The sequence below is a fragment of the Pseudovibrio sp. Ad5 genome (genome assembly GCF_001623095.1).
Lineage (GTDB): Bacteria > Pseudomonadota > Alphaproteobacteria > Rhizobiales > Stappiaceae > Pseudovibrio.
Window position 1 is genome coordinate 1 of record NZ_LMCH01000028.1, and the last position, 13713, is coordinate 13713.

General features: G+C 49.5%; 13 protein-coding genes and 1 pseudogene. All 14 read left to right on the forward strand.

Annotation, left to right across the window (positions count from 1 at the left end):
- Positions 1 to 192: pseudogene (locus PsAD5_RS13950) on the forward strand (hypothetical protein); the annotation flags it as partial.
- Positions 192 to 1088, forward strand: a complete 897-nt coding sequence (locus PsAD5_RS13955) for a hypothetical protein (RefSeq protein WP_063292560.1) — start codon at positions 192 to 194, stop codon at positions 1086 to 1088. The pseudogene PsAD5_RS13950 and the gene PsAD5_RS13955, both read left to right, overlap by 1 nt.
- A gap of 2 nt (positions 1089 to 1090) precedes the next feature.
- The gene (locus PsAD5_RS13960; protein ID WP_153040734.1) at positions 1091 to 1624 is read left to right on the forward strand and encodes a hypothetical protein; all 534 of its coding nucleotides are present in this window, start codon (positions 1091 to 1093) and stop codon (positions 1622 to 1624) included.
- A 43-nt stretch (positions 1625 to 1667) separates the two neighbouring features.
- On the forward strand, positions 1668 to 3752 hold the full coding sequence (tssI, locus tag PsAD5_RS13965) for a type VI secretion system tip protein TssI/VgrG (RefSeq protein ID WP_063292562.1): 2085 nt from the start codon (positions 1668 to 1670) through the stop codon (positions 3750 to 3752).
- A gap of 1 nt (position 3753) precedes the next feature.
- Positions 3754 to 4674 (forward strand): DUF4123 domain-containing protein, encoded by a 921-nt coding sequence (locus tag PsAD5_RS13970; protein ID WP_063292563.1) that lies wholly within the window; start codon positions 3754 to 3756, stop codon positions 4672 to 4674.
- Positions 4675 to 4684: 10 nt separating this feature from the next.
- Positions 4685 to 6040, forward strand: coding sequence for a hypothetical protein (locus PsAD5_RS13975; protein WP_063292564.1), 1356 nt, complete (start codon positions 4685 to 4687; stop codon positions 6038 to 6040).
- 12 nt (positions 6041 to 6052) lie between these two features.
- Positions 6053 to 6733, forward strand: a complete 681-nt coding sequence (locus PsAD5_RS13980; RefSeq protein WP_063292565.1) for an HNH endonuclease — start codon at positions 6053 to 6055, stop codon at positions 6731 to 6733.
- A gap of 10 nt (positions 6734 to 6743) precedes the next feature.
- A complete protein-coding gene (locus PsAD5_RS13985) occupies positions 6744 to 7247 on the forward strand; it encodes an SMI1/KNR4 family protein (RefSeq protein ID WP_063292566.1) in 504 nt (167 codons plus the stop codon).
- A gap of 67 nt (positions 7248 to 7314) precedes the next feature.
- A complete protein-coding gene (locus PsAD5_RS13990; RefSeq protein ID WP_063292567.1) occupies positions 7315 to 7866 on the forward strand; it encodes a hypothetical protein in 552 nt (183 codons plus the stop codon).
- Positions 7867 to 8062: 196 nt separating this feature from the next.
- On the forward strand, positions 8063 to 8929 hold the full coding sequence (locus PsAD5_RS27650; RefSeq protein WP_084405975.1) for a PAAR domain-containing protein: 867 nt from the start codon (positions 8063 to 8065) through the stop codon (positions 8927 to 8929).
- A 133-nt stretch (positions 8930 to 9062) separates the two neighbouring features.
- Positions 9063 to 9275, forward strand: a complete 213-nt coding sequence (locus PsAD5_RS27655) for an HNH endonuclease signature motif containing protein (protein WP_244272086.1) — start codon at positions 9063 to 9065, stop codon at positions 9273 to 9275.
- On the forward strand, positions 9268 to 9732 hold the full coding sequence (locus PsAD5_RS14000) for an SMI1/KNR4 family protein (protein ID WP_063292568.1): 465 nt from the start codon (positions 9268 to 9270) through the stop codon (positions 9730 to 9732). Before PsAD5_RS27655 ends, PsAD5_RS14000 begins: the two co-directional genes overlap by 8 nt.
- 3 nt (positions 9733 to 9735) lie before the next feature.
- Positions 9736 to 12768, forward strand: coding sequence for a DUF6531 domain-containing protein (locus PsAD5_RS14005; protein ID WP_063292569.1), 3033 nt, complete (start codon positions 9736 to 9738; stop codon positions 12766 to 12768).
- A gap of 591 nt (positions 12769 to 13359) precedes the next feature.
- Complete coding sequence (locus PsAD5_RS27855; protein WP_153040680.1) at positions 13360 to 13659, forward strand: hypothetical protein; 300 nt, start codon at positions 13360 to 13362, stop codon at positions 13657 to 13659.
- Positions 13660 to 13713 lie beyond the last annotated feature (54 nt).

The following is a 13713-nucleotide window of genomic DNA, read 5'->3' on the forward strand; positions in this document are numbered from 1 at the left end:
GCACCGCAAGAGTGCGATCCGGCAGGAACTGCGCATGTGGTCTTGCAAGGCCGTGACCGGCCTGAACGGTCTTCTGATGCACTGCATGAAGATCTGTCAGAAGAGCTGGAGATCCGGGGTTTTCTGGATCAGTTTCCAGGCCACCACTTGATGGTCAAACCCGGGGATCAGCCGCACAAGGAGATATTCTGATGGTCTACCCGCTGGCGGAGCAGAGACTGGCGCAACAACATAGTGCAGCTCATGATGTAAATCCGGTTCAGGATGAGGCAATCGCGGTCTCTCTTGAGGCGTTTGCTCAGGCGATCGTGGATGCCCATCAGAGCATGGCGCTTATGACCGGCGGTGCTTTAGATCTAGCCACCTTGCCCGGCACATTGCTGGACAGCCGGTCTGGACATCAGCTTTTGAAAGAGATCGGTATTAAGGGGCGTTATTACACCAAGATAGCCAATGGAAAGACCTACGTGATCTTCAAAGGTTATCCTGCAGTGCGCGAGGTTCTTAAGGGGACACGGTATCTGTCGTCCTCTCCAAAGGTTGTTGCTTTTGGAATTGGACCAGAAGCCATTCGGGCAGGTGGCCGGGCGAACGCGGTGATCATGATCACCTGTTATGTGGCCCTGGATATCATGCAGTTCATCATGAGCGATACACAGCTTTACAGTGAACTGTTTGCCAACATCATTGTCGATGTGGCGATCGGGGCTGTTGCCATTGGGGCTGGCATGGCCGCAGCAGCTGCTGGCGCGCTTCTGGTCGGAGCTATTACGACAGTTGCTATACCTGCCCTTGCCATTACGGCTGGTGCCATTGTTGTTGGTATGGCTGTTGGCATGGCGCTTGGACAACTGGACAAGATGTTTGGCCTGCGAGAAAAACTGTCTGCTGCCCTGCGCTGGACTGGTGAGGCTGTTGCGCGCGGCCTTCAGAAAACCGGTCAAGTTATTCGTGAAGCACAAGTTTCCATGCGCCAGAAGGTGGAAGAACTTGAACGCCGCAGCAATCGGTTTTTCTATGATCTGGAACGTGAGACCATCTGGCACTTTGGTGGCCCTGATCTTTATAATCAGATCTACAGGCGGTGATGATGATCAACTGGTACATCGATAAGACCATTCAATTTGGCCAGTGGATTGGCCGGGATCCGCGCAGAGCACACGGGTTCGCTGCTGTGCTTGATCTTTTGATGGTGTTTTTGGTGTGGAGTACGATCTCTGACTTTCTGTATGCGCAGCAGGTCATTGAGCTTGGACAAGACAACTTTGAAATTGCTCATGGCATCCAGGCTTTAGCTCTTGGATCTGTTGCGATCCCCATCACTCATTTTGTCTTCACGCCCTGGGGGCATCAACGGCTGCAATGGTCCGTAAAGACATACCTCATTCTCATTTTCGGATCGCTCCTGGTCTTTGCTATTTCTGGCAATCTATGGTCGCAATCAATTGGGCAAAGAGCGCAGGACGAAGGGTACTTACTCTGCCAGAACGAGTTCTTCGCACCGGCAAAGGCCTTCCATACCTATGTGCGCCCGGGCACTTTATGTCCCGCTGATGAATGGCATTCCAAACCCTATCCGCCGCCAATGGTGATGCACCAACTCAATCCGCCAGATCACTCTTAATTCTTATGCTTCCTTTGTTTTTCCCTTTGCCAGTGAGTTTGTTATGAATGCTATTGTCCAAATCCCACAGCTCTTCCAGGAACAAGATCTGGCCTTTACCTTTGCAGCTCCTGCGCAGCCCAACGCGGAGTTGCTGGTCGCCGGGTTCGCGGCAACAGAGCGCCTTAATGGCCTCACACAGATCCAGATTGAGCTTGCCAGCCCCGACAATGCGCTGGATTTGCATAGCCTGCTGGATACGCCCGCCACACTGACCATCCATCATAAATACGAGGGCCTGCGCCATCTCTCCGGAGTGATCGCCGAGATTGCCCGTGGCAATGAAGGCCATCACCGCACCAGTTACTCACTCACGCTGCTGCCCAGCCTGCACCGGCTCGCCCATGGCTCTGACTGCCGGATCTTCCAGAAGAAAAGCGTGCCCGAGATCGTCAAGATCCTGCTGAAAGAACACGGCGTCGAGGATGTGAAGTGGGATCTGACAGATACCCATGCGGCCCGTGAATACTGCGTGCAGTACCGGGAAAGTCACTTAAGCTTTTTAGATCGCATCACGGCAGAAGAAGGCATTTGGTACTACTTCACCTATGGTGCCAATGGCCAGCATACGCTGCAGTTCATTGATAACCCGCAGATCGTCTCGCAGCTGCCGGACCAGCCAAAGCTGGAATATAACAGTATGGCCGGCGGGGCGGTCAAAGGCGTCTATTGCAACAGCTTTGTCCTGCGCGAGCAGCTGCGCGCCACCAGCTTCATGCAGCGCGATTATTCCTTCAAGAACCCGCCTTATAACCAGCAACACGCCCATCAGCGTGGTGAGGACAACGGCTCTGCCGGAGACTATGCGCTCTATGAGTATCCGGGTCGCTACAAGGCCGATGGTGTCGGCAAGCCGTTCACAAAACACCGGCTGGAGGCAGCACGTGTTGAGGCCACCACAGGCCATGGCGCCACCAATGCGATTCACCTGATGGCAGGTCATCAGTTTGCGCTGAACGACCACCCGAACGACGACTACAACATCAAGTATCATTTGCTCACGGTCTCGCATCAGGGCAGTCAGCCGCAGGCCGTGGCTGAGGAAGCTGGCAGCGGCTCCACCACTTACAGCGCTGGGTTTGAGGTCATGCCCGCCCGCCTGCCATACCGGCCCAAACTGCTCAAAAAGCCCTTGGTGGATGGCCCTCAGATCGCTCATGTCACCGGGCCAGAAGGTGAAGAGATTTACTGCGATGAACATGGCCGGGTGAAAGTCTGGTTCCCCTGGGACCGTCATGGCAAGAAGAACGACACCTCCTCCTGCTGGATCCGCGTGTCCTCCAACTGGGCCGGTGCCAGCTGGGGCCACATCGCCATCCCTCGCATCGGCCACGAGGTCATCGTAGACTTCCTCGAAGGCGACCCAGACCAGCCAATCATCACAGGGCGGACGTATCACAACAATAACAAGAGTCCCTACACCCTGCCGGACTTTAAAACGGTTATGACAATCAAGTCGGATACTCACAAGGGTGTGGGTTCGAACGAGTTGCGGTTTGAAGATCAGGCCGGGATGGAGCAAGTATATGTCCATGCCCAAAAAGATCAGGACATCGTTGTCGAGAATGACCGGCGTGAACATATCCGGCATGACCGGCATCAGATTGTTGAGAACAACCGACACCTGCTGGTCAAGAACAACCATTATCAGCACATAGCAAAAGATGAATATCGTCGCATTGATAATGAGACGAACTGGATCTTCGGCGGCAAACTGCTTTTCAAGGTCTATAACGCCCTGCATACAACGGTTTACGGGGCTGTTGTGAACAGTTTTCGTGCTAACCGCTCCACCATGATCAAGGGATCGGACAGCCTCAAGGTTGAAGGAGGCTCGACGACAACCATTTTGGGCAAGACCACGGTTAAGGCACCCAATATTGTTCTGGAAGGCACCGAAGAACTGACCATCAAGGGTCCGGGTGGTTTCGTCAAGATTGATTCCGGCGGGGTTACGATTGTCGGCAACAAAGTGAAGATCAACCAGGGTGGTAGCCCGGGCACGGCGGCGGATGCCGCCCCACCACCGGCTGAAGAGCCAACGGACCCGAAAGCTGCTGAGGTTGCAACCGACCGGGGATACAGGTGATATGGCGTTGTCCTATACCAATATCCCTGACCATGTCAGCTGGGATGATCTGGCATCTCTTCGTGATGAGGGCAGATTGTTTGCTCTTGTTGATGCCTGCGGGAACAAGGATGTTCCTGGACATGTGGCTGATCTGAAAGAGGATGGCTTTTGTCTCTATGAGGAGCTGGCTGAGGATTATTACAATACGGAAGCGCCCCATCTTGTCCGACCCAAGGACGAGATGTGGGAGCATATTGTTAGCCTGACGCAAAGTGATGATGCTTGGGGCTTCTTTCTCGAGACACCTGATAGGGTTGCTACGTCCCATCTCGTTCAGCATTGGCGGAATTGGGTAAATGTTTATCCGCCTAAAGGGAACAGAACTGTTCTCTTCCGTTTCTACGATCCGCGCCTTCTTGAAACATTTTTGAGCTCAATGACGCCAGAAATGGCCCAAGCCTTCTGTGGTGATTTAGGGGCTTTTCATATCGCACCGAACAGCAAGGACAAACGCTTTTATACCTATCGCATCAATCACACCGAAGAAGCCGGGATTGCCAGCCTTCCGCCCTACCGGGTAGGTGCCAGGCAGTTCGAAGCATTGCGGGGCAGGCAGACTGAGCTTCGGCATGAACGCATTTTGGATTTTCTGCGTAAGGGCTTTGGCGAAAAGCTGATTGACCGAGGTGACAAGGACTTGCTGGCACTCGTTGCAAGATCGGAGAAGACCGCCAAAAAGCTTGGATTTGAAATGGAACGGGACAAGGTGAAGTTCATTGTCCTGACGACTGCTTTTGGTGAAGGTTTCCACGAAAATGGCGCGCTGCCAGAGGCGAAGTCCATTCTTTCCGGGCCAGATTTTATGTCCGGGCAATCAAAAATCGAACGATTGACGCAGGTGGCCAGGCGCAAGGATGCGTCCAGGCTGGGTGCAGCATAGGACAGGGGCAATGACACAGGCAGAAACAGCAGGCGGTCAGTCAACCGGAGATGTGATTGACCTGGCCGATCTTGATTTTTCGACAGTCAAGGAACACCCGGACAGGATTTGTGACCATTGTCCGAATGCATTGGCCGTTTTTGTTCATTATGAGGATTTTTTCCCGTCTCCAGGGGCTCCGTTTCACTTGATCCTAGAGGGGGGGGCGGAGACCAATGGCACCTGTGGTGACAACGGCATGGTGGCGATATATGGCCTGCCAAACGAGGCTGCCATGGTGCTGGCCGGTGAGGATGCCATTGAATACAAGCCGGAAAACCAGCAGAAGCGGAATCCAGATTATCTGAAAAACCAAGATATTGTTCGTGCGCGTCTTGCGCGGGATGAAGCGGAGCGCATGCGCGACGAGATTGACGGTACTGCGCTTGGTCGTCTGTTTGGTGGGCTGGACGATGATACACAGCGAAAAGTCAATGAATATAAACGGATTGAGGAAAATGCGAGAAATACCCTACGGAAACTGGATGCTGATGATGAAAGTTGGTTTGGTTGGATATGGGGTGCGCTGCAAGGAGAGTGGAATGACAATCCGACAACCGGGCAGATTATCTTCGATGCAGCGCTGACGGCCATTCCTATTATCGATCAGGTTGGCGATCTCAGGGATGTTTCTGCGATTGTGCTCAAGCTTTGTGATAGCAAGGTGCGGGAGGAAGAAGGCTGGTTGCTGTGGCTATCGCTAGGTATTTGCACCATCGGGCTGGTCCCTACTGTTGGATCGGTCGTCAAGGGGGTTTTCAAAACCATTTTCAATGCCTGCAAACCGTTTTTGAAGGCGACAGGCGATTTCCTGAAATCCTTCAAGAAGGCCGCATCACCAGAAATGATCAATTCCGTCATGGCTGTGGCGCGCTTCTTCTCTTCTGGCAATGCCGTCAAATGGCTTCAGGACCTGGCAGCCGATTTTCAGAAACTGATCAAGGAGGCTATGGGCCTCTTCAAAAAGTTTCTGGCTACCATGCAGAAACAAGCCAGCAAGGCGCTGGCAGAAGCACGGGCAAGCTGGACCTTGTGGGGATTGCGTGACACCTCTGGGTTGATCAAGGCAGCGGAACTGGCAGTTAGCAAGATTGTAGAATTCGCATCCAAGGCAGTTGGCATGGTCGAAAAAGCACTCGGAAAGCTTGATGATGTGTTTCAGGAATTTGTTCGCAAGATCATCAAATTTGCAGTTGGCAATCTGCGTGATGAAGACACGATCCGGGCTCTGACAAAAGATGCGGTGAAGATATTTAAAAATGCTGCGGCTAGTGGTGCGGCGGCTGGTGGAACGGCCTCCGCACTCCAAGCCAGTGCGCCGAGCTAAAAGGAGAGAGATATGGCAAAAGCTCCTTCATCAGCAGCTCGAAATGCTGGTCAGGCCGGATTGATCGCTGGTCGAAAAGCAGGCGGAGAAGCCGCCGGGCTGAACGGGATGACCAATATCAAAAAGAATGGCAAAGCTCCCGATGTTATTGACAGTTCAGCTGATGCCGCCAGTGGTGCAAGGGGATTAAACAAAGGGAAAAAAACAGAGTTAAGTGCTGATGAGTGGGAGGCTCAGCGGCCTAAAGGTACTCCGACAAAAAAGAATGAGAACTTTGTCAAAGCTGAAAAATATGCGGATGGATCCTACAGGGTTCAAATGAAGCACCCAAGTGGCGATACTTATAGCTTGCCTTACGATAAGGATGGAAATCCCGACTTTTACAATGTTAAAAATGAATCGAAGGACGGTGAACTTGTTGAAGCAGTTTATCCTGGAAGTGAAGTTAAGTTGGATAGCTTGGCTCATCCTAGTGATTACGCGGATAGATATGATCTGAATACGCAAAAGGGGCGTGAGAAAGCGAAAAAAAAATCTCGTAAAGTTGACAAAAGAGCAGCAGAACGGGCTTTTCAAAAAATATCTGATTACGAATGGCACCACAACGGTGGCACGAGCATGATTGCAGTTGATAGGGACGTTCATCAGCTCTTTAAACATCATGGTGAATTTTCGAAAAATTCGAAGAAGTAAAGGAAGAATGATGCCTCTTATTGACCCGAGTGTGAAGCCTGCTGATGACAGGGAAATTGAAGTCTTTAAAGCGTGGGCTAAGTATCCGATTCCTAATGACTATATTGCTTTTTTGAAGGAGTATAATGGTGGATATTTGACGGGAGAGGATCCATGTTTTTATAACAGTGATGATGATACGGAAGCCTGTGTTACGACTTTTATGCACGTATCTGAAGAAATAGATAAATGTATTAATAAAATATTTGAAAAGCGTTTCGCCTCTTACTCGGTTCCTTTTAATACTAAAGATATGAGAAATAACTATTTTGCTCCTGATCATTACATCAAAATTGCGGATGGTGCGCAGCATGAACATATAGTGATGGACCTGAAAACCGGCCATATTTTTAGTTTTGATGATGAGACAGAAGAAGAACTGGAAACAACAGAAGCATTCCTGGAACATTGCTTATTTCTTGCAGATAGTTTCGACAGTTTTTTCTCGCAGATTGTTGATGAAGGGCCTGAGTGAGTTTGACTGAAACTTGATTGGCAGTCGAGTTTGCAGTGCTTAGATGATTGTCTAGTTCGGAGTAGACGTGCAGACTATAAAATATGGATATCCAGATTTAAACGAGCAACTGGATGCGGGAATTATCTATCATGAAAAGGCGTTCGAGTTCAGTTTTCAGGATCATGAAAGCCTGAAGCAATATCTGGACTTTTGCAAGGAAAATGGAACAGGATCTGATCCTCTTCCCTGCTGTTTTGAGAAAGATAATGAATCTCTTTATATTGATTTTTTTGCGCGTCTTGCTCCGCATCCAGAGTATGGATTTGAGTCTGCGACCACGGTTGTTTCTTGTACAAAACAGCTTGAAGGTTCGATGATACGAGGCAATGTCAATGATGCTCTTATTATTGCGTATGGCACTCATTTATCGATTGGATTGGTTATCAGGGGCAAGTGTATTGGTAAGGTGTTTGCGCTTGAGGATATCAAGCCTCTAGTTCTTGATGATGATATGGATGACATACCCTCTGATATTGAAGGCATAACCAAACTCGGCGATAGTTTTGAAGAATTTATCGATGCCCTTACAGCAGATGAGGATGATATTGAGGAATGGAAAGAGGATCACGGTGAGTAACCTTCTGTTCAAACAGGGGGTATGGGGAGCTGGGGATACCAGCACGAGAAGGGCAATATAAGTGACGTGTTCTTTCGCGGTGATTTAAGCTTGAACCAGAAATTTTGAGAGAATTCAGGCCCGTTAGATTTGGTTTTGTCAGGGCTCGTTGCGGGCTTCATCGGATATTGTTTTTTGATTTTGTGGGAGAGGCGAAATGCCAAAAGCAGCACGATTTGGAGATATTGGGGCAGGCCATGGCTGTTTTCCTCCGACACCGGCCATTAGTGGTTCCAGCGATACCTTCATCAATGGCAGAAAGGCCGTAAGGCTAGGTGATGCGTTTGCTCCGCATGGCTGCCCCCAATGCCCTCCTCATCCACGTTCCCTGTCTGCCGGGTCTGCTACCGTATTCATCAACGGCAAAAAAGCAGGACGTGTGGGGGATAGTATCGGCTGTGGCGGCTCTGTTTCAGCCGGCTCCGGTGATACCTTCATTGGTGATGTGGGAATGGGTGGTCCTCTGAAGAACTGCATGAAAGGCGCAAAGGATAATGCATCGCCTTTGCTGGATCCGGGTCTGAGCAGGCTGGAAGATCCTGCGTCGGCCGAATTGCTTGCTTTCAAGGAGGCTCTGTCGATGCCAGTCCCTGAGCTTGGTTCATTTGTGCAGGATCAACTCGCTTCAATTCTGGAAAGTGGAATTCAAGACATCCTGTCCCACCATGTTGCGTCGCATCTGCCCCAAGTTGGGCTGGATGGCCTAACAAGTAAAGCTCTTGATGCGCTCAACACTAAGGTGTTGCAGAGCGACGCTCTGATTGGTGCTCTGAAAGGCAAGGTGCCGGAAGTTACCTCTCAGGCTGTCTCCCGTGTTTCGCAGAATTTTTCCGATGCTGTGTCGTCCGAGACATCATTGGGAGAGCCATTGTCTGCGACCTTACCGAATATTCCAGATAATCCGTTAGTGGGGGGATTGCACGCTCTGGCCCAATCAGGAAACCCGGCAAAGCTGGACTCTGTATTGCGTCCGCAGGCCTCGGATATGTGTGTAAAGCTCATGGCAAATGCCTGTGGTCTCTGAGTTTGCCCGAACGTAGTTGAAGTTTAATCGGTCTTCACGCCTTCACAAATCGGTTTTAAGGGTGCAGACACGAACATGCATGCAAGAAACAGGTCGGATTGGATCTGTCAAAGCGAGATTAAAAGAGAAAAATATGACTGTATCAAAGACAGCTAAACCCAGTCGGATACGTGACTGTTATATGGCAAACCAGCATGCAGGGCATGTCAGAACTCCAAAGGGGTTTACCTGGCACCATGATGGCGCCAATCCGGGTACATTGCAACTTGTCGATTCCAGCATGCATAACGCCTTTCCTCACTCCGGTGGTGTTTCGGTAATCAAGGAGCAGCTGAAGAATGGCTAAGGCAGTGATATTGGACGCTTCCACCGGGCTTGATGAAGCAGCTCTTGCATCTTTGGAAAAGAAACTAGGGTTTGCTCTGCCAGCAGATTACCGGTCGTTTTTGTCTCAGCACAATGGCGGTAGACCGGTACCAGAATGCTTCTCGTTTCTTGATGATGATGGTCCCTATAGCGACTCTTTGGTGGACTGGTTTTTGTCAGTGGGAACTGATGATCCGTCAGATTTACTGGATTATTGTTCCATGTATGTCGAGGACGAGCGTGTTCCATCCCATATGCTTCCCATTGCACATGATCCCTTCGGTAATCTGATCTTGCTGTCCTTGTCTGGAGATGATGCAGGCGCGATATATTTCTGGGATCATGAAAATGAAGGGGACGCTGATTACAGCAATCTGAATTATATCGGGAAAAACTTGGATCATTTCCTTGAACGTCTCTTCAGCTTTCAGGGCTGACATATGTCCATACTTTATGACCTTTATGATTATCGGGGGCAGAGGCCTGGAAACACCCGGCTTGTGGATTCAATTTTTAATCCTGTCTCTGGTGAAGCGACCTTTTCCAGAACTGATCTTTATTATCCAGGAAAAATTCCCCTCTTTCTGACCTCGACCTGGCAGTCCATGTCACTTTTCAACGGACAGACTGGCGAGGGATGGATTGATAACTGGAGCCTGTATGTTCTGCCAGGCCCGGAATGGTTGAGCCTTCACCTGCCAACGGGTGAGATAGCACGTTTCCAGATACCCTGGTCCGGGGGAATTTCCACCAATCCTGTTGTAAAGGACTGGAAGCTTGAAATCCTGAATATGCGCCCGACCTTTCGGGTGGCAGGGGGTTTGTTTTACGAGTTTGGTTTGTCGGACGGTAAAAAAGTTTTTCTGCGCAGGTTATATAATGAAGCTGGCGATGAAATCTGTTTCAAACGATCAGCATATGGAAATTTGACCAGTGTTTCCCGCGGTGACGGGCTGCATCTTGATATTCATTGTGATGATTTGCAGATCAATCGGATAAGCGAGCGGGATCGGGTAACCGGTCAACTAAAGGATGTTGGTTCCTATCGATATGATGATGATGGCAGGCTTGTACAGGTTCGCTCGGCATATGCCGGAGAGTGGGCCTATATGTATAATGAAGACGGGAAGCTTACCCACCGGGTGAGACCTTCAGGTGCGTTTGAAGCCTTGCAGCTAGATAGTGATAACCGGCTTTTAAACAGGCGCTTCAGGCATGGCATGGCGCCGTTGGAGTGTGCCTATCCGGCCACTGACAAGACGGTAATCCGCCGTGGTGGAGACGCAATAACCGAATTCAACATTGATTGTGACCAAGGCGTTCTTTCCTCTTTCAGGTTGGCAGATGGGCGAACCGTTACCTATCACTGGCAAGATGGCCGCTTGCATCGGGTGGAGGCAGGTGAAGATACAAGTCTGGAATTCTCATATGAGGATGAATGGGGCCTGCTCGCGTCAATAGGGGATGGTGATCAGGAGTTTTTGAGAATTGGTTATGACGATGCCGGAAATCCGCTTTCGATGAATTTCCGGGGTCTGGAATGGTTGCTGAAGTATGCTCAAGATACGAAAGCCCTGTCGGAACTTATAACGCCAGATACCAGCTTCAGCTTTACAGACGGGGTGATACAAACACCTCGATTAGCCTCATATTCTCCATCAGAATTATTCGGTTCTTTGGCTGAGATTGTAGGAAAAAGGCCTTTGTCGGTAGCTGGTCTCATTGAATTGCCGCAGTCTGTTCAAGAGGGTAGAGCAGAGATATTACTTGCCCATGTTCATGATATTCTTTCGGCTCCTGTTGAAAGAACCAGCTGGCGAGCAGCTCTTTCCGGGGATCCTTCTTGTATTCATGTAGACCTGCCTCATAATCTTCTGGACCGTATGTCCAGTTTGTTTCATGCGGCTTTTCTAGGTGTATCCGAGCCTTTGTTGTCTCCTTTTTCCTCCAATGTGGTGCCTGCATCGCATCTTCAGTTTTACCATGCTGATAATCACTCTGATTTTGTCGAGATTGGAACCGAAGTTATTGGTCGGGATGTCTTTGGTCGCCCGGTCGGTTTGGAGGATCGCTCCGTCGAAGTGGGTTTCAGTCGTTCCGGGTTTATAAATGATCTTGCAGTTGCAGGTAGTTCCGAGGAATGGACCTTTTCCTCAACGGGGGCTGATGTGTTTGACATTGCCCGAACAGCTCATTTGGCAAGATCCGAACAATCTGATGGAAACATCAAAACCAGTGTCCATCAATGGGATGCAAACTTGACTGACCAACCTCAGCAATCGCTGGATGCTGCGTTTGATGGCGTTGGTCGCCTTTGCAGTTTGACCGATGGTCAGCAAGTTCTCAAAAGAAATTATTTGGGAACACTTCTTGAAACGGAACAGATTGACGACAGGGTTTTTCGCTACACTTATGATGATACTGGTCGGTTAAGTGCTGTTACAAGTGATCACTTTTTTGCTCAGATTGAGAGGGACGAGGGTTGCGACATCGTAAAACTGAATGGGCAAAAATTTAAATGCTATTCAGATCAAAGCTGGCAAGTTATCGACGATCCTGACCACGCGATTTTTCGATTCAATACCGAAACGGACTATGTAACCGGAATTGTCCAATCGGGGACTATTGATAATCAGCATGGCATTCAAACCAGTTTTTCAAGGAGATTTTCCGACAAGGAAGGCGAATGCATCGACGCTTCAGGAACAGATCGCTACACATTAAGAGCAAATGGGTTTGTCTGCAAAAGTGCGGGTTTCTACCTAAATGTGAACCAAGTGGATGGTTATTTGAGGATTGACTTGAATGGTCAGGAACTGCTGATCACAGATCATGGTGACCGGTTTGCTCTGGAGTCCAAAGGTCGAGAAGTGGCATTTAATACTCAGCATAATCCTGCTGGGGCTGTTCAAACCGTGACGCTCGTTGCGGATGACCGGGATATTCTATGCTACGAATTTGATCGTGATGTTGTTGGTAGGGTTAAGTCCATTCGATTTTCCAACTTGCTTCCAGGATTTTTGCAAAGCTCAAGGGCAAGTAATCTTCATGATGAGGTAGATCTGAATTATACTCTTACGGGTCAGATTTGTGATGTCAGAATGAAGGAAATCGGGGGAACACGACGCTTCTGTAGCCCTTATTATGCTGCAGGACATCGCTGGTTTATGATGCTGGATAATGAACCGGTTTCGTGTCTACCCTGTATGAATGGGGTGCTGCTCAGAACCGACGATAAGACACGCTATACCTTTCCCTTCGATCACACTCTTTTCGGTGCTGATGCTTCTTCGCGAATAGCCGTACGTATGTCAAAACTGAACAGCTTTGGAATGTTTAGTGGTATGTTTTATGTCCTGTCGCGGCTGCAGGTTCTCGATAACTTCTTTCCTTTTGGTCAATTGATCCCCGAAGGTCTGATATGGCCCCAAATACCGTTCTGGAAGGGACCTTACGGGGCGCCATCAAGTTAACTCTGACCTCAGTTCCGATCAGTTACAAGCACCACCGGTTTCTGCCTTAAATCATTGCCCATGTTGTATGGCTCTATCGTAACCGGTGTTCAGTCCTCGCCTTCCAATTTTGATTTTTGGAGTGTGTCGCGTTTAATCGGTTTCATATCCTACAGCCTTGAAGACGTTGCTACACTCACCCTCTTTGAGCCGTTCGCAGTCTTACCCGACAGCCTGCCAGAACTCGTGATAACTTCTTGCAGCCGCCTTTCGGATGCTTGACGATGTAATCTCGATAGGATTCAGGGCGGGAGGAGCAAAAACTACGCGCCGCGCTGTCTAAGATATTGCGTGAGCGGTGAGCGTGCGGTGAAGGCCTAAGCACAGATCAGTTGATTTGAGTAAGGAAGTGTTTCGACCCGAGATCTTGCTGACTGGAGTGAGAAATGAGGCAAAAAGACATGCTACTTGAATGGCGGTTTTGAGAACTGCTTTCCGAGAGTAGGTTCCCTTTCGTTCTACTCGTTACTAAACGAAAATTTTTCCGCGTTCTCACTCCCCGGTTTGCACTAGTCTACAGTGGTGTTCGTGATTGTTAGGTTAGGAGATCCAATGGGGGAGATTGCAGCGTGTGAACTGGCGCTTGTCGAAGGGCTTTTCTTCAAAGAGGCTTTTGGCAGATTATTGTTTGATCGAGATGAGGTGAGTGAAGCAATCTATGGTGCAAGCGTAGTTGCTTCAGTTTACGATTGGTCACTCGAGAGCATTTGTTCTTATTTTTCCTATCTCTCGCCTAGCTGTTGGCCTGTAACTGCTGACCTTCGAATTTTAACTCAGCGCTGTCCGTCGTCAAAGATAGTTGGACAAAATTGGCTTTCGATTAGTGGAGTGTCTGGCCCAATTGCGTGTTGATGTTAAGCGGCTTGTGCGTGGTAGCGCAAGCGTCGGTTTTGAATAGTTCTGCGT